General features: G+C 46.1%; 19 protein-coding genes. 8 read left to right on the top strand and 11 right to left on the bottom strand.

The window, feature by feature from the left end:
* The first annotated feature begins 22 nt into the window (after window positions 1-22).
* Complete coding sequence (locus AB1S55_RS02340) at window positions 23-631, top strand: class I SAM-dependent methyltransferase (RefSeq protein ID WP_370980178.1); 609 nt, start codon at window positions 23-25, stop codon at window positions 629-631.
* A gap of 17 nt (window positions 632-648) precedes the next feature.
* On the opposite strand, the gene AB1S55_RS02335 is transcribed toward AB1S55_RS02340, so the two are convergent.
* The 4 genes from AB1S55_RS02335 to AB1S55_RS02320 form a co-directional block, all read right to left on the bottom strand.
* Window positions 649-1,767, bottom strand: coding sequence for a prenyltransferase (locus AB1S55_RS02335; protein ID WP_370980177.1), 1,119 nt, complete (start codon window positions 1,765-1,767; stop codon window positions 649-651).
* Window positions 1,767-2,465: a methyltransferase domain-containing protein gene (locus AB1S55_RS02330; RefSeq protein ID WP_370980176.1), complete on the bottom strand. Its 699-nt coding sequence runs from the start codon at window positions 2,463-2,465 to the stop codon at window positions 1,767-1,769. The genes AB1S55_RS02335 and AB1S55_RS02330 overlap by 1 nt, the downstream gene beginning before the upstream one ends.
* A gap of 1 nt (window position 2,466) precedes the next feature.
* On the bottom strand, window positions 2,467-3,756 hold the full coding sequence (locus AB1S55_RS02325; protein WP_370980175.1) for a glycosyltransferase family 4 protein: 1,290 nt from the start codon (window positions 3,754-3,756) through the stop codon (window positions 2,467-2,469).
* Between the two features lie 457 nt (window positions 3,757-4,213).
* Entirely contained in the window at window positions 4,214-4,348 is a 135-nt protein-coding gene (locus tag AB1S55_RS02320; RefSeq protein ID WP_370980174.1) for a hypothetical protein, read from the bottom strand.
* A gap of 245 nt (window positions 4,349-4,593) precedes the next feature.
* Between AB1S55_RS02320 and hisB the strand changes: the two genes are divergently transcribed.
* The 4 genes from hisB (at window position 4,594) to hisF (ending at window position 7,462) form a co-directional block, all read left to right on the top strand.
* On the top strand, window positions 4,594-5,187 hold the full coding sequence (gene hisB / locus AB1S55_RS02315) for an imidazoleglycerol-phosphate dehydratase HisB (RefSeq protein ID WP_370980173.1): 594 nt from the start codon (window positions 4,594-4,596) through the stop codon (window positions 5,185-5,187).
* Window positions 5,184-5,840, top strand: coding sequence for an imidazole glycerol phosphate synthase subunit HisH (gene hisH, locus AB1S55_RS02310; RefSeq protein ID WP_370980172.1), 657 nt, complete (start codon window positions 5,184-5,186; stop codon window positions 5,838-5,840). The genes hisB and hisH overlap by 4 nt, the downstream gene beginning before the upstream one ends.
* 108 nt (window positions 5,841-5,948) lie before the next feature.
* On the top strand, window positions 5,949-6,686 hold the full coding sequence (hisA, locus tag AB1S55_RS02305; RefSeq protein WP_370980171.1) for a 1-(5-phosphoribosyl)-5-[(5-phosphoribosylamino)methylideneamino]imidazole-4-carboxamide isomerase: 738 nt from the start codon (window positions 5,949-5,951) through the stop codon (window positions 6,684-6,686).
* Window positions 6,687-6,688: 2 nt separating this feature from the next.
* The gene (hisF, locus tag AB1S55_RS02300; protein ID WP_370980170.1) at window positions 6,689-7,462 is read left to right on the top strand and encodes an imidazole glycerol phosphate synthase subunit HisF; all 774 of its coding nucleotides are present in this window, start codon (window positions 6,689-6,691) and stop codon (window positions 7,460-7,462) included.
* Window positions 7,463-7,556: 94 nt separating this feature from the next.
* Here hisF and AB1S55_RS02295 read toward each other — a convergent pair whose 3' ends face one another.
* The 5 genes from AB1S55_RS02295 to gpmI all read right to left on the bottom strand — a co-directional run bounded on the left by AB1S55_RS02295 (window position 7,557) and on the right by gpmI (window position 13,327).
* Window positions 7,557-7,772: a DUF6316 family protein gene (locus AB1S55_RS02295; RefSeq protein WP_370980169.1), complete on the bottom strand. Its 216-nt coding sequence runs from the start codon at window positions 7,770-7,772 to the stop codon at window positions 7,557-7,559.
* Window positions 7,773-8,068: 296 nt separating this feature from the next.
* Complete coding sequence (locus AB1S55_RS02290) at window positions 8,069-9,022, bottom strand: divergent polysaccharide deacetylase family protein (RefSeq protein WP_370980168.1); 954 nt, start codon at window positions 9,020-9,022, stop codon at window positions 8,069-8,071.
* A gap of 92 nt (window positions 9,023-9,114) precedes the next feature.
* A complete protein-coding gene (locus AB1S55_RS02285) occupies window positions 9,115-10,521 on the bottom strand; it encodes a S41 family peptidase (protein WP_370980167.1) in 1,407 nt (468 codons plus the stop codon).
* Between the two features lie 34 nt (window positions 10,522-10,555).
* Window positions 10,556-11,779: a murein hydrolase activator EnvC gene (locus AB1S55_RS02280; protein ID WP_370980166.1), complete on the bottom strand. Its 1,224-nt coding sequence runs from the start codon at window positions 11,777-11,779 to the stop codon at window positions 10,556-10,558.
* On the bottom strand, window positions 11,780-13,327 hold the full coding sequence (gpmI, locus tag AB1S55_RS02275; protein ID WP_370980165.1) for a 2,3-bisphosphoglycerate-independent phosphoglycerate mutase: 1,548 nt from the start codon (window positions 13,325-13,327) through the stop codon (window positions 11,780-11,782).
* Window positions 13,328-13,592: 265 nt separating this feature from the next.
* Between gpmI and AB1S55_RS02270 the strand changes: the two genes are divergently transcribed.
* The 3 genes from AB1S55_RS02270 (at window position 13,593) to secB (ending at window position 14,872) form a co-directional block, all read left to right on the top strand.
* Window positions 13,593-14,003 carry a rhodanese-like domain-containing protein gene (locus tag AB1S55_RS02270; RefSeq protein WP_370980164.1) on the top strand — a complete coding sequence of 137 codons (411 nt, stop codon included), beginning with the start codon at window positions 13,593-13,595 and terminating at the stop codon, window positions 14,001-14,003.
* Between the two features lie 8 nt (window positions 14,004-14,011).
* Window positions 14,012-14,272 (top strand): glutaredoxin 3, encoded by a 261-nt coding sequence (gene grxC / locus AB1S55_RS02265; protein WP_370980163.1) that lies wholly within the window; start codon window positions 14,012-14,014, stop codon window positions 14,270-14,272.
* A gap of 117 nt (window positions 14,273-14,389) precedes the next feature.
* Window positions 14,390-14,872 (top strand): protein-export chaperone SecB, encoded by a 483-nt coding sequence (gene secB / locus AB1S55_RS02260; protein ID WP_370980162.1) that lies wholly within the window; start codon window positions 14,390-14,392, stop codon window positions 14,870-14,872.
* Between the two features lie 264 nt (window positions 14,873-15,136).
* Here the strand turns inward: secB and AB1S55_RS02255 are convergent, their stop codons facing one another.
* Entirely contained in the window at window positions 15,137-17,524 is a 2,388-nt protein-coding gene (locus tag AB1S55_RS02255; protein ID WP_370980161.1) for an agarase, read from the bottom strand.
* Between the two features lie 592 nt (window positions 17,525-18,116).
* Complete coding sequence (locus AB1S55_RS02250) at window positions 18,117-21,455, bottom strand: S8 family serine peptidase (RefSeq protein WP_370980160.1); 3,339 nt, start codon at window positions 21,453-21,455, stop codon at window positions 18,117-18,119.
* Between the last annotated feature and the right edge of the window lie 278 nt (window positions 21,456-21,733).

Here is a 21,733-nt window from a genome sequence, read left to right as displayed (position 1 = left end):
GAGTTGCTTGAGAGAAATTTTGATGAGTTTGTCTGATTATAGGCCAGAAAAAGGTTTTTTAGCTGAGCTAGAAGGACAGGCTTTATATAGCGCTGGGCTAGAGGTCGGGCACTTAGGGCCTCTGTTGGAGCTGGGTTCTTATTGTGGCTTATCAACCGTGTTTTTAGGTTCAGCTTCTAAGGCCACAGGTAATACACTTTACGCTTTGGATCATCATCGAGGCTCTGAAGAGCATCAGGTGGGTGAGCTCTATCACGATGCGGATCTTTACGATCCAGTATTAAAGCATATGAATAGTTTCCCTGAGTTTTGCCGAACTTTAGCTAAGGCGGAGTTAGAAAATACCGTGATCCCTGTTATAGCTAGCTCAGAACAAGCTTTGCGCCACTGGGCTACCCCTTTGGCTCTGGTGTTTATTGATGGTGGCCACAGTGAACAGATGGCTATGGATGATTGTATGGGCTGGAGCCAGCATGTACTTGTAGGGGGCATACTGGCGATTCATGATATTTACCCAAGCCCAGAAGAAGGCGGGCAAGGCCCTCGCTTAGCAATGGAAGCGGTATTAGCTGGTGCAGACTTTGAGCTGATTGAGCAAGTTGGCTCCTTAGCTTTTTTACGTCGGCTTTAGTTTCTTAAGCTGAGTTTTTAGCTTTCTTTTACAGGGCTGGTTTTGGCTTCGGTTTGAGTAAAGAGTGTGTGTGCAGGGCTGAGCTGCCATAGTGCATCAGCGGCTAGAATGATAGCTGCGGCTGTCCAGCTCGGCTTTTCTAAAGGCCAGATGTTTTGGTTGGCATATTGGTAACCCGTCCAAAAGCCCCCGTCTGTATCTTGCCACTTTAATAAATCGCCAAACATCGCCTCTGCTTCTTGTGTCCTGCCAGCGGCCACTAGTGCTATCACCAGTTCACAGCTTTCCGCAACGGTCATCCAAGGTTCATCACTTACACAGCGACAACCAAGCCCAGGTTCAACAAACTTCTTCCAATCTTTCTTTAATCTAAGTTGTGCTTCTTCCTGGTTTAGGGCTCCTGATAACACGGGGTAAAACCAGTCCATGCTAAAACGGTCTTTGCTGGGCCAGCTGCGATCAAAGCGCCAGGGCTTGTTACGTAAGCATGTTTTTAGTTTTTGGTAGGCTTGTTGCCAGTGTTTGTTTTGTTGGTCCACTAAGTGGCTGAGTTTAATGGCGCATTCAAGGCTGCGAAGAATGGAGCTGCAAGCAGTGATCAATGCATCATTTGGCAAGGCTTCGAGCTCTGAGCAGGCCCACTGAATGTCGCCTTCTTGATTTTGTTGCAAGCAGACATAATTAATCGCCCTCTCTATTGTGGGCCAGTATTTCTCAACGTGATTTTTATCGTTACTGCATAGCCAGTAATGCCAAAGTGCGGTAGCTGGGTAGGCAACAAAGTTTGTTTCTATTTTGTTTAAATCTTTTTCTGTTGGCTTATTGGTTTGTGCTGGGGGCTTAGTGGAAGCCTGAACAGGAGCATTTGTTCCTAGTTTATTTGTTTGCTCTGTTTCAAAAACATAGGCTGCATACCAAGTTCCATTGCTGTTTTGATTATCTTGCAGCCAGTCAAAGGCGCGCAGACTGGCCTCGAAATCTTTAGCAATGCTTAGCGCCATTAACGCTTCGCAGTGATCCCAAGGGTCTAGCTTGCCATTTTTAAACCATAAGATCGCACCGTTACTGAGTTGGCAGCTTCTTATATAGCTGTAGCTTTGCTCTAATTGCTTGGATATATTAGCAGTGATGCTCATTATTTTTTCTCAAACTGCCAGACGATACTTTTCCCCATAACTGGATTTAATAGCCTTTCAAGTTGGCGGGTCAGAGCGGGTTTTTTTAATAGGTCCCAAATCAATAGCTTATGATATTGCCGGCACAACCACTGTTGCTCGCCTTGCCTCCAAAAAAGACAGCGTAACCACCAATACGGGCTGTGTAAAGCGTGAGCCCAATAGTGCTGCTGTTGTTTAAAGCCTAGCTGGCGTATATTTTTATTTAAGTCGCTGCCTTTAAAAATTCGAACATGACCACCGGGTACTTGGTGGTAGCTCTTGCTTAACAGCCAGCATAGTCGCTCGGGCCACCAGCGTGGTACGCTGATGCTTAAACTGCCACCTGGCTTTAGGCAGCGCTGTATTTCTTTAAGTGCTTGCTGGTAGTCATCGAGATGCTCAAGGACTTCTGAGCAAATAATATGATCCAGGCTTTCACTGGCAAAAGGCAATTGATAGGCACTGGCGTTTAGATAAATAGTTGAATTGAGCGGCTGGAACTCGTTCTGTTTTTTTTCTGCTGTTTTTAAATCTTCTATGTTGAGATCTAAAGCAATGATCTTGGCTTTTGGGAAGTGCCACTGGCTTGCAATGCTATGTCGGCCTTCGCCACAACCTAAATCTAAAACAAAGTCCCCTACTTTTATTGGCAGTTGATTAATATTGATTGTTTCCATTTTAATCTAGCGCCATCACCTGGTGTTGGTAGTAATGGTTAAGTTCATGCGCCACTTGTTGCCAACTAAATGTGCTTACGGCTCTTAAGCGAGCCTTTTTTTCTAGTTGTGTGCGTAATTCTTGATCTTGCAGTAGGCGTTTAATTGACTTTGCCAAAGCAGGGCTATCCCCGGCTTTATAAATCAAGCCCGCTTGACCGATGACTTCTGGTAGTGCGCCGCCATCGCTGCTAACAATGGCTCGGCCACAGGCCATTGCTTCGGCTGCAGGTAAGCCAAAACCTTCATAAATAGAAGGGCAGACAACGACGGTGCTTTGATTGTAGAGCTGCACTAATTCTTCGGTACTTAGACGCTGGTGAAAAATAATATGATTTTGAAGTTGAAGTGTATTGAGTAGTTTTTCATTTGCGCCTCCTTTTTTTAATTCACCCACCATGTGTAGTGTCAGAGAAGGGAAGTTTTTAACAAGTAGAGCGAGTGCCTCAAATAAACTTTTGATGCCCTTAAGTGCTTGGTCGCTAGAGCTAGTGACCAATAAGGATGGCGCTGTTTGAAGTTGAACACTATTTTGTTCTGCTCCGGGTTTAAACAGCTCGGTATCTACCCCATTAAAAATAACTTTGGTTTGTTTGTGGGGGCGTTGAAAAAAAGTGTTTATATCTTCCTGACTTTGCTGGCTAACAGTGATGATGTGCTTAAGTTTTAGAGCGACTTTTTCTTGCATGCTCAAGAAGCTATACCAGCGCTTAATTAAAGTTCGCCAGCCTTTATCATCAGTTTCTGCTAGCGCAATATCGCGGTCTCTATGTATGGGGTGGTGAATAGTGCTGACAACTTTAAGACCTTTTTTTTCTAAATTCAGCAAGGCGCTGGCAAGGCTTTGGTTGTCGTGAACAATATCAAAGTCGCCTGCGTGTATAAGTTTATTGATGCGTCGGCCAAAGCAGTAAGGCTCGGCGAAGCTGCCACTGAGTTTGCTCCACCATTCGTACAGGTCGGTAAATGACAATAAGTGTTTAAGACGCAGCGAACGCAGTGGCTTTTCTTTGGCGTATAAATCGAGGCTTGGCACTTTTATTAGCCGGATTCCTTTATCTAATACAGGATAAGGTGGACCACTAAAAACGGTTAAATGGTGGCCCTGTTCGGTTAAGGCGCGGCTAAGGTAATGTAAATAAATACCTTGGCCGCCAACAAAGGGGTCACTGCGGTAGCCCAATAAGGCAATACGTAAGGCTTTGGATTTGGGCGCGATGCTTTTTGTATTTATGTGGGTTGTGCTATTCATGTTGCGTGTACAAATAGATAGGACAACAGGGTCGCATAGCCTAAGCCTAAGAACAAGTTGGCTTAAGCGCTATAAAGATACTGGTGTGAGTATTGGCTGATGTTGGTCAGTGAGATGAGGGGTTACAAAAGTAGCGGTGAACCGAGCTTTACCCGTGAGAGCTTCAATCAGAACAAGTTGCTCGAGTTCACCGTTAAAGAGCCTGATCGGTCGGCTAAGATCCCGTCAGGCAGATGACGACAGCGGCGTGAAGCGCCGTGGCCAAATATATAGGCTCCACATAACCGCTTCGCCTCTAGTTTGAGGTCTTCGAAGCGGGCAGAGCCCGGGGACTATTGCCAATCTGACGCAGTTAAACTCTGCGTGGTGCAATAGACCGCAAAAGGTGGGCGCATCCTGCGCCCATGGCATCCTTCGATGCCGAGGGTAGGTGAGAGATGGAGCACCTACCGAGGGGTCAGTGAGCCGGGCGCTTTTTCGCTGCGACTTTCTCGCAGTAATACAATAATGCGCCACCAATAAGACCAATGGTGGCAATGCCAACCATGCTTATCGTCATGCCTAATGTAGACACAAATACGACTTCATTCATTTTGTGCGTCTCAAGTTCTTTGATTGCTTGAGTGCTACTTTACTCCCACATGGGCTTGCCATTTTGATGCGTATCAATTTCACGCACGGGTTTAAGTGGACATTGTCTATAAGCCTAATCAGAAGGTGCTTAAGCTAGTGCCCAAAGACAAGAGCATTTTTGCCTAACAAGCTAAATAAAACAGTGTGAAGGACTTGGCGCAACAGGCTATAATTCGCGCCTTTCCCACTGTTTGAGTAAGTTCCATGAGCGCACGTACCGCGACTGTTAGTCGTGACACTCTTGAGACCCAGATTAAAGTTGAGTTAAATCTCGACGGTACTGGTAATGCAAAATTTGATACGGGTGTGCCTTTTTTAGAGCACATGATGGATCAAATTGCGCGTCACGGCCTGATTGATATGGACGTGTTCTGCAAGGGAGATACCTATATTGATGATCACCATACCGTTGAAGATATCGGCATTACCTTTGGTAAGGCTATCAACGAAGCGTTGGGCAACAAAAAAGGCATCGTGCGTTATGGCCATTCATATGTGCCTTTAGATGGCTCTCTCTCGCGAGTTGTGATCGACTTTAGTGGTCGCCCTGGGCTTGAGATGGATATTCCATTTACTCAAAAGCGTATTGGCAATTTTGATACTGAGTTGTTTTTGGAGTTTTTCCGTGGTTTTGTTAATCACGCTCAGGTGACTTTGCACATCGATAACTTGCGTGGTGATAACGCTCATCATCAAGCGGAAACGGTCTTTAAGGCTTTTGGTCGTGCCTTGCGTATGGCAATGGCTCGCGATGAGCGTTTAGGCGATGTAATGCCTTCTACTAAAGGTACGCTATGAGTAGTGTAGCTATCATCGATTACGGCATGGGTAACCTACATTCAGTTGCCTCTGCTTTACACAGAGTTGCGCCAGATGTTGATGTGCAGGTAACGGCGGATCACGAGGTTGTTAAACGCGCCGATCGAGTTATCTTTCCTGGTGTGGGTGCTATTCGTGATTGTATGGCTGAAATTCGTCGGCTTGGTTTTGACAAGCTTGTAGCTGATGAGATTGCTAGCGGTAAACCTTTACTTGCGATTTGTGTTGGCATGCAAGCTTTAATGCAACGCAGCGAAGAAAATGGTGGTATTGACTGCTTGGGCCACTTCGATGGAAGTGTTGAATTTTTCAGTAATAACGATGTATTCCAAGCAAGTTCAGCACAAAGCAAATTAAAAGTACCTCATATGGGCTGGAACCAAGTTGAGCAAGTACTTGATCACCCTATGTGGCAAGGCATAGAGAATAACTGCCGTTTTTATTTTGTTCATAGCTATTTTGTCCACTTGCAACAGCAAGGCATAGAAAGTGGTCGCAGCCACTACGGTTTGGGTTTCACCACCGCAGTTGCTAAAGGCAATGTATTTGCAACTCAGTTTCACCCTGAGAAAAGCCACGATGCAGGCTTGCAGCTATTAAAGAATTTTGTTGCTTGGGACGGTAAGTTCTAAGCTCGTTAACAAACTAAGGGTGTGTTGTTCTTCGCCCTGTGGCTCGACGAATCTCGGTTTAACTGCAGTTTCTTACTTGAGCCAGCTCTTACATTTATAGGTAGTAATATGCTAATTATCCCCGCAATCGATCTTAAAGACGGCGCTTGTGTACGCTTGCGCCAGGGTTTGATGGACGACAGCACCGTTTTTTCTGATGATCCTGTTTCTATGGCGGCACGCTGGGTTGATGCTGGATGTCGACGACTTCATTTGGTCGATCTTAACGGCGCCTTTGATGGTAAGCCTGTTAATGGTGACATTGTTACCTCTATTTCTAAGGCTTATCCCGATTTACCTATTCAAATAGGCGGTGGTATTCGCAGTGCTGAAACCATCGAGTACTACCTAAATGCAGGTGTTAACTACCTTATTATTGGCACTAAGGCTGTTAAAGAGCCTGAGTTTGTGACGCAAATGTGTAAGCAGTTTGCCGGCCATATTATTGTTGGGCTGGATGCAAAAGATGGTCTTGTTGCAACGGACGGTTGGGCCGAAGTGAGCAATGTTAAGGCGACGGAGCTGGCTAAGCGATTTGAGCAAGATGGTGTGAATGAAATTGTTTATACCGATATTGCCCGAGATGGCATGATGCAAGGGGTTAATGTTGAAGCGACTTTAGCTATGGCCGAGGCTTCAAGCATTCCTGTGATTGCTTCAGGTGGTATTACCAATATGGATGACATCAAAGCCCTAAGCGCTGTTAGCGCTCGCGGTATTAGCGGCGCGATTACCGGTCGTGCTATCTACGAAGGCACGCTTGATGTTGCCGAAGCACAGACTTACTGCGACAACGCAGAGGGCTAATTATGAGCTTGGCAAAACGCATCATCCCCTGTCTTGATGTCGACAACGGCCGTGTTGTTAAAGGTGTACAGTTTGTCGATATTCGCGATGCGGGTGACCCAGTTGAGGTCGCTAAACGCTATAACGACGCTGGTGCAGATGAAATTACTTTTCTCGACATCACTGCCACGCATGAGGGGCGTGATACTACGGTGCACACTGTAGAGCGTATTGCGGCGGAAGTGTTTATCCCCCTTACCGTTGGCGGAGGTATTCGTGAGCTTAGTGATATACGAACCATGCTTAATGCTGGGGCAGACAAAGTAGGGATTAACTCTGCTGCGGTGAAGCGCCCGGAGTTTGTGCGTGAAGCGTCTGAGCGCTTTGGTGCTCAATGTATTGTTGTGGCTATTGATGCGCGACGAGTCAGTAAAGAGGGTGAGCCTGGTCGCTGGGAGATCTTTACTCACGGTGGTCGTAAGCCTACTGGCATTGATGCCGTTGAGTGGGCTGAGCGTATGGCCGCTTACGGCGCCGGTGAAATCCTACTTACAAGCATGGATGGCGATGGCACTAAAAATGGCTATGACATCGAGCTAACTAAGGCCGTGGTTGATGCTGTCGATGTGCCTGTGATTGCCTCTGGCGGAGTTGGTAATCTTGATCACTTGGCTGATGGTGTCGATCTTGCGGGTGCTGATGCGGTATTAGCGGCAAGCATCTTTCACTTTGGTGAATATACTGTGGCTGAGGCAAAGGCTCGTATGGTTGAGCGCGGTATTGAAGTGCGTTTATAGCAAAGCGTTTTGAATGCTATAAAAAAAGGCCCCCTCGGGGCCTTTTTTGTGCCTCTAAGCTAGAAGAGCTTAGAGGCTAATTATTCTTTTTTGTTTATGCTGCGTAGCTACTTAGCGTTTCGCTGACTTTAGGCTCTGCGTGCATAATGAAGTCGATAAAGTCACTCGCGCCTGTTTCGGCTTCACTTAATGAGTCAAAAGGACCAATTGCAACACCTTCTCTGGTGTTGTAATACCAGTACGCGCCTTCTTGGAAAAAACGGCTAGAACGATTGTCGGTAGTTGTATTGCTTTCACCTGTACGGTTCATATGACACCTCAGTAGCAGGGCTATCCCTAATGCTTGTTGTGGTTTCGAAGCGGTTTATATCGCTTCATTCTATTGGCCATCTCATCCTAGATGGTCCCAATGAGCCATAGTTTGAATTAAGTCTCATTGTGTTGCGCAATAAATGCTCAATCCTGTTTGCAACTGCGGCTACTATAGTGTTTGCGTTAGCCAGAAACAAGAGTGTTTAAGCTTGGCATAAAACTTAGCTTTTGCACAGTTTAAAGTATTCTAAAAACTGCTTGAGCTTATTCCAATATGTATGCAGAGAGAGCTTTTTAAGGGCTTAATGTATTTTTTGCTTGTTGGGGGTCGGTGTTTTTTGTCGTATAGCGGGTTAATAGCTCAGAGCAAAATACGAGCTCAAAGCCTTCCGCTTCAAGTGCGGGTAATTCTTGTTGTAATACAGCAAGTGTGGCGTCGTGGGGGTGACCTATTGCAACAGCTTGGCCGTGGCGCTTAGCAATACTCCTTAACAGTTGAAATTGTTCGCTAATGGCTTGCTCTTCTTGTTGGTTGTCGAGGAAGACATCGCGCTGGTTATGGGCAATGTAGTGTGCTTGAGCGGCGTAAATACCTTGGCTTTGCGCGTTGGTACGGCTATCTAAAAAATATAAATCTCGAGTGGCTAGCTCTTCCATAAGCCATTCCATTCTTGTGCGGTCGGCAGTGAGTTTGCTGCCTCCGTGGTTATTCACGCCAACAATACGCGGTTCGCTATCGAGTAGATTTTTAAGCTCGCTATCGAATTCTGCTCGTTGCATATGAGTGCTGAGGCCATCCTCCCACTTGGGGCGGTTTAGTGGCTCCATTGGGATATGTAAGATCAGCTCTTGTTGTTGTTTCTCGGCAAGGGCTGCTACTTGTTTGGCATAAGGCGTTTCAGGTATTACGGCCAAGGTTAGTGCGTAGGGCAGTTCGGCAATCGTTTCTGCGTTACGATAATTGTAACCAAGGTCATCAATAACAATGGCAATCCTTGGTTTTCCTGAGTCGCTTTCCTGCTTGAAGGGTGTGGGTGTTATATCGACATTGAGTTCTTCTGAATGGGAGGGTGCTTGACTGTCACTCGGTATCAGTGGGAGTGACACGGCTGTTGTCGGAGGTGCATATTGCTCCTGTTTTAACTCTGTTTGAGGTTTGTATTCAGCTTGGTGGGAGTGCTCATAGTCAAACTCGTATGGGCTTGTGCTCTGACTCGGCTTGGGTTCTTTGGGGCTACAGCTGCTCAAACCGCAGCCTAAAAGAACAGCGATGACAAGGGCGCTAACAGCCGAGCTTAAGCAGCTACTCCTTAGCTGCTTAAGCGTGCTCATAGGGTCAATCACGAGTCGAGATTGGCATGAGTGCTAGCTTCGGGCTCTGGTTTTTTATCCGCTTCTTTTTGAGCTTGTTTTTGCTGGAATAAGCTTAAGCCTTTAAGTAGGTTTAACGCTTCATATAGCTGGCTATCTTTATTTTGCAGATCGGTATCGGCTTCGGGCCTATCTTCGGCTTTGCTTTCTTCTTCGCCATTGTCGTTTTCTAAATGACCACTTAGGTCTGCTTCGGTGTAGCGTGCACGTGGCTGAACAGCGGTTACGCGTACGCGTTCGACAATAATGTCTGGCTCAATGCCTTGGGCTTGAATTGAGCGGCCATTGGGGGTGAAGTAACGGGATGTAGTGAGCTTGACGGCTCGGTCATCAGAGATCGGGATAACACTTTGTACCGAGCCCTTGCCAAAGCTGCGGGTACCCAATACCAGAGCTCGGCCGTGATCTTGTAATGCGCCGGCGACAATTTCTGAGGCCGAAGCTGAACCATCATTAATCAAGACAACAATAGGTAGACCATTGCTTAAGTCGCCGCTGTCAGCAAAGTATTTTTTGTTGCTGCCTTCAACGCGGCCCTCGGTATAGACCACTAAGCCGCCGTCGAGGAAGACATCAACCATATCTACTGCGGCGCTGAGAACACCACCGGGGTTGTTGCGTAAATCGAGAATGATGCCTCGCAAGTCAGGGCTGGCTTCACGTAGCTCTGCTAAAGCATCAACAACATCTTGGCCTGTGTGTAGTTGGAATTGGGCGACACGAATATAGCCGTAGTATTCATCACGCACGCCGCTACGCACGCTGCGTACTTTGATGACATCGCGGGTAATGGTGAGGTCAAAAGGTTGGTTTTCACTTTCGCGTACTATGGTAATGATGATGTCTGTGCCTTTTTCTCCACGCATGCGTTCGATGGCTTCATCAAGGCTGAGGCCTTTTACGCTTTCACCATCGAGTTTGATAATTAAGTCACCGCTTTCAACGCCCGCTCGCTCAGCTGGTGTGTCATCGATGGGGGAGATAACTTTAACGTAGCCGTCTTCCATACCTACTTCGATGCCAAGCCCGCCAAATTCACCGGTGGTTTGCATTTGTAGGTCGTCAAAACTTGAGGCGTCTAGATAGGCTGAGTGAGGGTCTAATTCACTTAAAATACCTTTAATAGCGTATTCAAGTAGAGTCTTATCATCGATCTCGTCGATATAAGAAGCGCGTACACCACTGTAGACCTGGGTGAAAATACGCAGCTCTTCAAGGGGCAGGGCCTCTAGCTTTTTAACTTGTTCTTTTTCTTTATCTGTTTCTTCATTCGCTTGTTCGGTGGCGTTGGATCCAGATATTTGCTCTTCTGCCCAGCTAGGCAGGCACAGGCTAAGAACACTTAGTAAAACAAAAGAGCTGACGTGCTTGAGCAAGAGATCGTTCCTCAATAGCTATTATTGTGTAGCGTTAGGCTCGTTTTAGCCAAGCGCTGGGGTTTGTTGGTTTGCCATTGTGGCGCAGCTCGAAGTATAGAGCTGAGTTGGAACGACCACCGGTATTGCCGACGCGGGCGATGGTCTCTCCTGACTCCACCCACTCGCCAATTTCTTTAAAAAGGGTATCGGCATGAGCATAGAGTGACATGTAGCCATCCCCATGATCAATGATTAACAGTAGGCCGTGACCACGCAAGTAATCGGAAAATACCACTTGACCGTGGTGCACTGCAATAACATCGCTGCCGTGGGCTGCGGCAAACTCTATACCTTGCCACTTAAGCTGGCTGCCGGAGCGGTTTTTACCAAAGCGATTGAGCGCTTTACCTTTGGCGGGTTTGGGTAGTTTTCCACGTAGTTGGGCAAAGTTACTGATGCTCGCATTGAGCTCTTGCGCGTTAATTTCTTCGTAGACATGGCTTAATAAGGTTTCGAGCCGTCGCTGATCTTCTTTAAGGCCATCTAAGCGCTGTTGCTGATTTTGGTATTGCTTGGCCAGTTTACTTAAGGTCTGCTGGCGTTGTTTTTGATTGGCGCGTAGATTTTTGCGCTCTTGTTGTAGGGCTTGATAGGTTGTTTGCAGTTGTTCGGTTTCAGCAGCAATAGCCGGTTCTAATTCTTGCAGGCGACTTAAGGTACTGGCAAAACGGCTGATCAGCTCATTACGGCTGGCGCTGAAGCTTTGATAGTACTTCAGCATGCGCTGAACTTGTGATGGATCTTGCTGGTTTAGAAGCAGTTGTAGTTCGCTTTTTTGGTCTAAGCGATACGCGGCGTTGACATAGTCTTTAACTAATAGGCTCTGTTCGCTTTTTTTTTTATTTAAGCTTGCCTGTTCTGTCTTGAGCTCATTAAGCGTGCTTTGTTTTTCGTCTAGCTCTTGCTTTAGATCATTGGTCTTATTGTTGAGCTTCTGAATTGTCTTTTCGTTTTTCTCAAGTTCGCTTTCTAGCTCGCTGCGAGAACTTTTTGTTTGCTCTAAGCTGCGTTTGAGCTCTTCAATACTGCGCTTTACTTCTTCGAACTTGGCTTGTTGCTCGGCACTGTTAGTTGTAGAACTATTTGCGTGGCTGTGACTAGCCAATGTTATTGAGCAAATAGACAAGAGCAAACCGGCTACAGGAAGCAGGTTTGCCTTAAAGCCACGCGGGAGGCGTGGCTTTAAATCGAACAGTCCTTTGCTCTGATTTAGCACTTAGGCTTCCTCAACCAAGCTTTGGCCGTTCATATCGCTAGGCTGTTGCATGCCAAGTAATTGCAGCATAGAAGGGGCGATGTCGGCTAGGCTACCACCGTCTTTTAGGCTTACATTGCGCTGGCCAACATAGATTAGCGGCACAGGAAGTGTTGTGTGCTGGGTGTGTGCTTGGCCACTAGCAACATCGAACATTTCTTCTACGTTACCGTGATCAGCTGTTACCAACGCTTCACCACCTACTTTTTCAAGTGCAGCGAAAACATCAACTAAGCAGGCATCAACGGCTTCAACGGCTTTAACGGCGGCTTCGTAAATACCGGTGTGGCCTACTTGGTCACAGTTTGCATAGTTACAAACGATGGCGTCGTACTTGCCGCTCTCAATCGCTGCTACTAGCTTTTCGGTGAGCTCAGGAGCACTCATTTCTGGCTGCTGGTCGTAGGTCTCGACGTTAGGAGACGGGATTAAAATGCGCTCTTCGCCTTCAAACAGGTCTTCCTGACCGCCACTGAAAAAGAAGGTAACGTGGGCATACTTTTCGGTCTCAGCAATACGCAATTGGGTTTTGCCTGCCTTAGCGAGCACTTCACCAAAGGTGTTCACTAGGTTTTCAGGTGGGAAAGCACAACTTGCCTTGATGTCGGCAGCGTATTCGGTGGTCATCACAAAGTCGGCAAGCTTGACGACACGATTGCGCTCAAAGCCGTCGAAGTCAGCGTTAACAAAAGCGCGAGTCATTTGACGAGCACGGTCTGGACGGAAGTTCATAAAGATAACACTATCGCCATCTTCAACTTTCGCTACATTACCCTCAGCATCGGTGATAGCGGTTGCAGCAACAAACTCGTCGTTTTCGTCGCGCTCGTAAGCTGCTTTAAGACCCTCAAGGCCGGAAGCTGCTGTGTATTCGCCGCTTCCGTCAACAATAAGGTTGTAGCTCTTTTCTACACGGTCCCAGCGGTTGTCGCGATCTAGGGCGTAAAAACGGCCGATGATACTGGCGACACGGCCTACGCCGACTTCTGCAAACTTATCTGCAGCTAGCTTCAACGGGCCTTCTGCACTGCGAGGTGGCACATCGCGGCCATCAAGCATCGCGTGCAAATAGATTTTCTTAGCTCCGCGTTTTGCGGCAAGTTCAATCATCGCCAGCATGTGCTCTTCGTGGCTGTGAACACCACCAGAGCTTAAGCAGCCCAAGATATGGACGGCTTTGTCTGCGGCTACAGCTGTATCAACTGCTTTGATATAGGCGTCATTGGTGAAGAAGTCACCATCTTCAATGGCTTTATTAATACGGGTGAAATTCTGGTACACAACTCGGCCGGCACCCAGAGTCATGTGGCCTACTTCTGAGTTGCCCATTTGGCCGTCTGGCAAGCCAACGCTCAAGCCGCTGGTGCCAATCAAAGTGCGAGGGCCCTTGGCCATGAGCTCTTTCATTACTGGGGCGTTGGCATTTTTAATGGCGTTGTACTCGTCACTATCGCTATAGCCATAACCATCAAGAATGATTAGGGCAACGGGTTTTTTTGCTTCAGTCATGTATGTACCGTCTTAATTCTTAGAAAACAGGGCCTCAACACGAGGTGCGGGCGATGAAGGGCCTTGTCTAGAGCCGCATAGTGCGGTCTGAGTGCGAGGACCTTGGACGCAATTATAAGCAAAGGTCAACAGCAGCCTCTTGTGTGGGCGCATATTTTACGGGGTTTAGTGGCATGTCGCTAGCCACTGCTTTGTTTTGCTGCATGAAAATGCAGCGATGCATCGTGTATACTCGCGGCCTTTTCGAAAACAAACGGGTTGTATTGTGGATATCTGGGTATTTATAGAGCAGCAATGGCTTCTAGTCGGCATTCTTACTTTGCTGGTTGCGGCGTTTTTCACCCTTGAGCGCCGTCGCGCTGGAGCAAGTATTAGTCATCTGGAATTGGCGCGAGTGGTCAATGCCAATGAGGCGGTTATGTTTGATTTACGTGATAGCAGTGAATTTAAAGCCGGTCATATAGTGGATGCGATTAATATCCCTTTTGCCAAATTAAAAGACAGTGATCTTGAGCTGAAAAAGCATAAAGATAAAACCCTTATTCTTATCGATAAAATGGGCCAGCATGCGCCAGGTGCTGCTAAGCAGTTGAAAGAGCAGGGTTATATCGTTGTGCGTTTACAAGGTGGCATGTCTGAGTGGCAGGGCCAAAATATGCCGGTTGTTAAAGGCTAGATTGAACGATGTCTGAGATTCGTATTTACACGACGCGTTTTTGCCCGTTCTGTATTCGTGCAAAACATTTGCTCAAGTCAAAGAGCGTCGCCTTTCGTGAGTTTAAGGTAGATGGTGATAGGGCGGCTAGGCAGAAGCTACTGGCTGAGACCGGCTCTCACACAGTGCCGCAGATATGGATTGGTAAGCACTATGTGGGTGGTTGTGATGAGCTGTATATGCTGGAACGCTCAGGTAAGTTAGATAGCTTGCTCGCAGAATTTAAATAAATTGGCCTGTATAAAATATTAAGCCTTGAAAACATCGGTGCTGCCCCCAGTTCTGGTGCAGGCGCATGGCCTTAAGAACAACAATGCCGCAAAGACGGCCCATAGGTGGAAGACATAATGACTGACGAGAACACTCAACAAGCGGCTGAAGGCCAGCAAGTACAATTTGGTATTCAGCGCATTTATATGAAAGATTGCTCGTTTGAAGCGCCTAATGGTCTTCAAGTTGGCGCGCAGTGGAAGCCTAAAGTTAATCAAGATTTAAACACTGAAATTAGCCGAGTTGCTGATGATGTATATGAAGTTGTACTTAATCTAACTATTAAGGTTGATGCAGAAGAAGGTAAAGCTGCATTTTTGGTTGAGGTACATCAGGCTGGTTTATTTGCCGTGAAAGGTTTGGAGGAGCAGCCGCTTAAAGCTTTACTTAGCTCGCAGTGCCCACAGATTCTTTTCCCTTATGCTCGTGAAGCAATTGATAGCCTTGTTACTCGTGGTGGTTTTCCTCCACTGATGTTGCCGCCTATCAATTTTGACGCTCTGTATGTCCAAGCGATGCAGCAAGCCGAAGCTCAAAAAGAGGCTGAGACCGAGCACTAATAGCGCTCTATTTCAGCTTATAAAAAGCGCGCTAGACATGAGTCTAGTGCGCTTTTTTTTGCATGTTATTTCACTCGCATAAGCACTTTTATTTATCTGAAAGGGCGCTTGCAGTTTCTCTACAGCTTTAACTGAAGGTCGATTAAGTGGCAGTGCTGCACCGCATACAGGCATAAAAAAAGCCCAGCAGCCATTATCACTTAAAGTGCATGGGCTCTGGGCCTTTGTTTTCGCTACTTGTAATTAGCGGCTATTGTTGCTTATTTACTCGAGGCTGCTTCGTGGTAATTCCTTACTTGTGTTAAACACTTGCAGTGCCGCAGTACTGACGTAACCACCGTCGTCATCGAACTCAATTGTAACGGTGTTATCCTCAGTCAGTGCTGATAGTGGCACTGGGATTTCGATCACGCCAAAGAAGTTATCTCGCCCAGGATTTACATCTCCGGTTATTTGATCATAACCTCTAAAGTCTGTTGGCACGGTAACTTCCGTTGTATTGACCATAACGGTTGGTGTTAAGGATTTACCGTGATCTCGGCCAATGCCTAAGCGTAAAACGGCTTCGCCGTTAGCGCCAACGGCGACATCATCAATTGCAAAACTAATGGGTGAGTTCATTGTGATTGCTTGCTGGAAGTCGGAAGAGTAGTACTTCACTTCATCGCTGGTGTGATTGATGGTGATATCGCTGTTGTAAGTGAGCTTGATGATAATTGTACCTTCACCATCAATGGTCAGTGTCTCTGGCAAAGTGGCAGGGTTGCTTTCGGTTAGAGACGATTCCCAGCCATTGGTTTCTAGGTGCTTAATATTGACTGCGCTGATGTTGGCGGTATCGATACCAAGGGTATCTAGATTAATGCCGGTTGCGTCAAACTCTAGGTTATTCAGAATAATGTAAGCATCATCACCATCGACATAAGCATCTACTTGAATGTCTAAATCGGATGACCAAGTATCGACGCGGGTTCCTTTTACTTCAGCCCACAAATTGTAGAACAGCTCGATATCTGAATAGACCCACTGGGTTTCAGACTCAACACCGCTACGCTCAAATTCTTGCACCATTAAACGAGGTCCGTAAGGAATTGAAACGCCATCTTGTATGGTTCTTCCCCATTCAGCTTTAACGACGATAAAGGGAATCGTTTTGGCGATAACGTCAGGGCGCTCTAAAAAGCTCATCAGCATCTTATTGGTTGCGCGCATGACGAGTGTGTCTTTTTTAGGTGTCCAGCCTACGCTGCGCTCACAATGACTTGCGGCACCGTACTCTGATATGACATAAGGCTTCATTTCTCCCACGGCAATGTGGCTGTAGTTTTCCATCATATCCATCGTTGCTTCTACATTGCTACCCGAGCGGTACTTTTCAGTATTGCTAAGGCAGGGGAAGTCATACAAGTGGATGGAGTAGAAATCCATGTCGGCACCGGAGGTATCGATAAACAACTTATCTCTATCTTCCCAGCGCTGGAAGTTGTCTTTATCAAAGTCGGGGAAGGCGACGGTATAGCCACCGACTAATACGTCGTCGTTTTCTGCAATTTTTCGAATTTCAGCTTTGGTGGTGTTATGAAATTCAAACACCTCTAGTGGGGTGACGTAATTAGCATCGCTGGGGTTACGAACCGTTGTTAAGTCATAGAGTGGCTCGTTCATGATTTCAAAATACTTGGGCTTTGCCTCCCATTCGTCACTTTCATTGTTCTTGAAGAACTTGGATAGGTATTGGCCGTAATAGTGGCCAGTGGCGCTACCAAGTGGTTCATCGACGGTGTCCGTTTCAGAGAATGACCATGTACTACCACTTAAGGCATTAATTGTTGTGCCCTCTGGCCAATATGGGTGTTGCTGGGCGCCTTGAATCATATCTTGTGCACGAGCCTGGATTTGTGGAAGGCGTGCATCAGTATGTTTTTTGGCGGTGCTATTTGCATAGGTCCAACGGAAATTTCCGCCTGTGGTGGTCGCTGTGGCTTCATCAACAAAACCTGCTTTACTTGGATCTTCGTCGGTATTTCTTAGTGCCCAGCTAATTGATCCAGTGACACGGCCAAAATAAACATCATTATCGGTTACAAAATTCACCATGAGATCTGGGTCTTCATTGGGTGCGTTTTGAGTATGGCCATCATTTTCACCCCAATCATTTTCTGAGGGGGAAGAGTGAATGGTGATGAATTTTTGACGGTCAAAGGCATCAATGCCGCCGACACTGTGTTTGGTGTCAAGATTAATATCAACTTGGACAGTAACTTCAACCGATGGAGTGCTTGAAGGCTCAACCGATGGAGTACTTGAAGGCTCAACTGACGGAGTACTTGAAGGCTCAACTGACGGAGTACTTGAAGGCTCAACTGACGGAGTACTTGAAGGCTCAACTGACGGAGTACTTGAAGGCTCAACTGACGGAGTACTTGAAGGCTCAACTGACGGAGTACTTGAAGGCTCAACTGACGGAGTACTTGAAGGCTCAACTGACGGAGTACTTGAAGGCTCAACTGACGGAGTACTTGAAGGCTCAACCGATGGAGTGCTTGAGGGCGTGGGGTTTTCTGAACCGCCACCACCGCCACAGGCACTTAATGTTGCACCTAAACAGGCTGATAGCATTAAGTATGTTGTCGTTTTTTTTATTAATATCATATGTGTACCTTTTAAAATTGGCGCACAGCTTGCTCTATATTCCTTATATTCCCTGCAGGGGTGTACGACCTGTCTTTATGTATACGTTTACAGCCGGAGCGAACCTTAGCACATACTTTAGACTGATTGGAATTCGTTTTTTTCATTCTAAATCATAAAAGAAATGAAAAAACATCCGGACATTCTTCGTGAGGACCGGACACTTGATGGGCTTTAAGTTGTAGCTGATTAGGCACTTTTTTTGGTGTCGGGCAGTGGGTTGGCTGTATCGGCTGTCTGTGTTTTTCAGTGTATTTCTTACTTTCTTTTAGAGCTTATTTGTATAAAACCTGAAGTACTTATGCCTACTTTCTTTGCTTTATAGTTGTATGTATATGTGGGGGGATACATTAATCTGCTTTCTATTGAAAAGTGAGTCGCTTTAAATTTTTAGTTTGTAGCCACTAAGCCGTTTGCCTCTTGTTTCGATAAAGATAAAGCTGTAACTACTTTGAGTTATGTGCTCGGTGAAATAATAGACAAAGAAAAAGCGCGTTAGGGTTTGCCTTAACGCGCTTTTTTTAGGTTTTGCTACACAAAATCTATGCAAATGTTAGCGAGAAGGTTTCTTCTGCGCTGGGTAGCTTATTGCTTTGTAATGATTGGAGATTGGGGTTTTATTTGGGTTAAGTGCGCTACTTTCCTCTCTTTCAGGTGTTGACCACTCGATAATTTCTAGGTTATCAATAAGCCAACCCCTAAAGCCATTGTATAAGCTATCTTTGGTTTCGAAGCTAAACCTAAGCTGAATATGCTGACCTGCATAATCGGATAGATCAAAAATTTCAAAAGCCCAAACTGGTTTTCGGTTATAGCCGCCGGAGGAGAAAGGTTTGGCGTTTCGATTAGTGTCTTTAGGATCTACAAAAGGATTAAGTTTTTTGATGGTATCCCAAGTTACCCCTGCATCAGTACTAACTTGAAGCTCCATAATATCAAAGCCAGAAGCATTTGGATTTACTGACTCAATTTCCCACCAGGTTCTAAAGCGCAACATGGTATTTATATTTGTATTAATGCTTAGGCCTGAGTGAGTCAATAGACCAGAGTTTGATTCGGTGGATGTACCACCGCTAAGCGGGCCGTCAGATTCTGTTTGTTCGCCTACAAAGGTTCCTGTGTTTGAAGCGCCATACCACCAAGCAAAATTTCCACTATAAGCTGAGGGAAGTAAGGCTTCAGGCCCTTCTTCGTCAGGTGCTAATGACGTGTGGCCATTATCAACAAGTCTATTGGCAATAGTACTGTTGTTTAAGTTGATCTGATTCCAAAGGCCTGTTGCAGACCAGTCTCCTCGGCCTTCTTCAAAGTCATCCTCAAATACGATAGTTTCGATAAGATTGTTATCGGTAAGGTGGAAGTCTTCAATGCGTTCTTTGCCTGAGAGAACGATAATGTCCTCTTTACTTTGAAGGCCAAAAGGAAATGCCAGTGCTTGTAAGGAAAAAGACTCAATTTCTGCCCCGCTTGAATCGGTTTTTGAAATATTACTGATTTGATAGTGGCCATAAGTATTTGTGACAGCTGAGGCAAAGAAGCCATTGGTTTGCTCTCCCCCTGAGATACGAACTGACGCGCCTTCAATTGCATTGCCATCTATATCAAAAACATGACCGCTAATAGAGCCTACTCCACCGGCATTCTGAGGGCTAAGGTTCAGCGTTGTGGAGAGATTTTGCTGCTCACCGATATTGAGAAGCATGGCCCCGCTTTGATAGCCACTTAGCGAACCATATAAGTTGTAGGTACCAGCAGCTAGGTAAAGTGTTACGTGGCCGTTGCTGTTTGTAAAACCTGTGGTAGTAAGCGGCTTGGTATTGATTTTCTCTAGGCTGAGCTCGGCATCATTAAGTGCTGCTAATGAAATGGTATTGGCAGCAGTAATAGTAATGCTGGAGTGACTAAATTCATGCTCAAAGTCAGTAGTAATACCACTATCATTACTACTTCTTAAGTTGACAGAGCCGGTAAGGCGATGAAGATTTGCGCCCGTTTCTATAGGGATGCTAATTGTTGGGCCAATACTGGTGCCGCTATTCGCTAGAGTCCAATTTTCACCATTGTCGGTTGAGGAATAGAGCTCCCATTGGACTGTTAGAGCACTAAACTCTGGGATAAGAGAGGTAAAAGATACTTGAGCCTGTGCTTTGAATGGTTTGTTGAATGACTCGCGAACTATGACTTGGCCATCGACTATAGCTTGAGCCCTTTCAAGTGCTTTTTTAGCATTCAGAACCGGAATACTGTGTTCTAGCGTCTCGATATCATTGTTATCAGCTGACATATGACGGCTTGTTACGTAGGTATCTGCAGTTTCAAGTAAGATTGTTTTTACGTCATCACCGCTAAAGCTTGGGTGTATTGAGTAAATTAGGGAAGCCACGCCACTCACGACCGCCGTCGCAGCAGAAGTACCACCAAAAGCGCCTGAGTCAGCGCTTCCATAAGAGCCCGCTTCAAAATAACTGGCGACACCGCTGTCGTTAACGCTTTTAGCGCTCATAAATTCAGTTGGGGCCGCAATGTCAACGGTTTCACCAAAGTCGCTGTAGTGCACAAGGTTACCGTCACTGCCAAGTGCGGCAACAACCATAATGTTAGCGGCCTTATCTAGGTAGCCTAGGTGGTTTAAGTGCAAGGCACCGTTTTGGGTATTGGCATCAGCACCGTCATTACCAGCGGCCCACACATGTAATACATCTGGTGTCTGTGCTGCGGTCTTACGATGTTTCCGAGTATGGGCCATTGCTTTATCTGGTGAGCCTGAATCGTTACCCATGCTGCCCCAAGAGCTATTCAGGACTTTTAATTTACTGCTGCTGAGCAGTGATAGTTGGCCCTGTTTGTTGTTGGGTGCAACATGCATCTGGGAGACGGCGTTGATGCCAGATATACCTAATTGATTATCGGTAATTGCACCAATGGCACTTGCTACAGCGGTGCCATGTTCTCCAGTACTACTGGTAAGTACTTGAGCAAAGCGACCGTTTAAATCTTCATGGCTGGTATAAAAGCCACTGTCGCTGATGCCTATAACAAGCTCATCACTTCCTTGGTTAATATCCCATGCCTCAACTAGGTTTGCGCTTTCTAGGTGCCAGTTATTACCACCATCAGTAAAGCTGCTTCCGTCGTCAGGTGTAAAAAAAGCAATGTTGGCGTCTTTGCCTTCATAGGTACGCTGATTTAAGGAGCTGACTCCTTTATCGAGTTTTAAGCTCTCTAATGCCTCTAGGGTGTTTTTGCTGGTTTCATCGTATTCAATGAGTAAGCCTTCACTAGGGTCATAGCCAATAACGCTAAAAGCGGCGTAATTATTCACAATATCAGTCAAATCGCTTTCGTCTAGGCTAGATGAGTAGACCCAACTTTGATTGCTGATTATGCCTATAAGCTCATCTAAGGGGGTATCGCCGTTGTTCCCTTCGATTTTTGTTTCATCAAAGGCAAGAATGGGGCTTATATAGAATGAAACAACTCTTTCTGAGTCGTTTATTGGAGAGCTCAGTGTGATTTCATAGCTGCCAGGCTCAGTAGCTGTTAGGGATATGGCACTGTTGTCATCTGATGGACTTAAAACTAAGGCCGAGGCGCTTGGCTGGTTATTTATTTGCCACTCGAGGTTACCAAGGTCTTCATCGTTAATCAGCTCAATGGTCAGTGGCTCACCTTGAGTTGGGGCATCACTGAAAACGATGGGCAATTTCTCTAATACGTTTTCAAGTTCAGTTTGTGTGCTGTCGTCTTGTTGGCTGGACGGTGCTTGCTTATCATCAACTAAAGAGCCTGAAGACCCCGAGTCACAAGCCGAGAAAAGAGTCGATAGCGCGAGAGCGAGTACTAGCTTTTTGGAGTGAGTGGGGATGAAACTCATCAGTGAGTGGGCGGGCATGGGGGCCTCCATTCAAGTGTTATGACATTTATGTATCAATTCAGTCAGTTCTATACGGCTAAGTAACATCCAAAATGGGGCTTAGCGGCAAGCCTGCTCATGGCCTACTGAATAAGGTTAGTACTAAAGTATATCGGACTTATAGCTTACTTGCAGAAAATAAGCTGATGCAGGGGCCTCACATAGCTAAGAATTATATGAGTTAGAAGGTATTGAGCCTTTAATAAGGGAACAGGGCGTTATTATGAGTATGTGAAATTGCAAATCGCGTCACATTT

This window comes from Agaribacterium sp. ZY112 (assembly GCF_041346925.1).
Lineage (GTDB): Bacteria > Pseudomonadota > Gammaproteobacteria > Pseudomonadales > Cellvibrionaceae > Agaribacterium.
The sequence above is the reverse complement of the archived record's forward strand: the minus strand, read 5'-3'. Positions and strand labels throughout refer to the sequence as shown.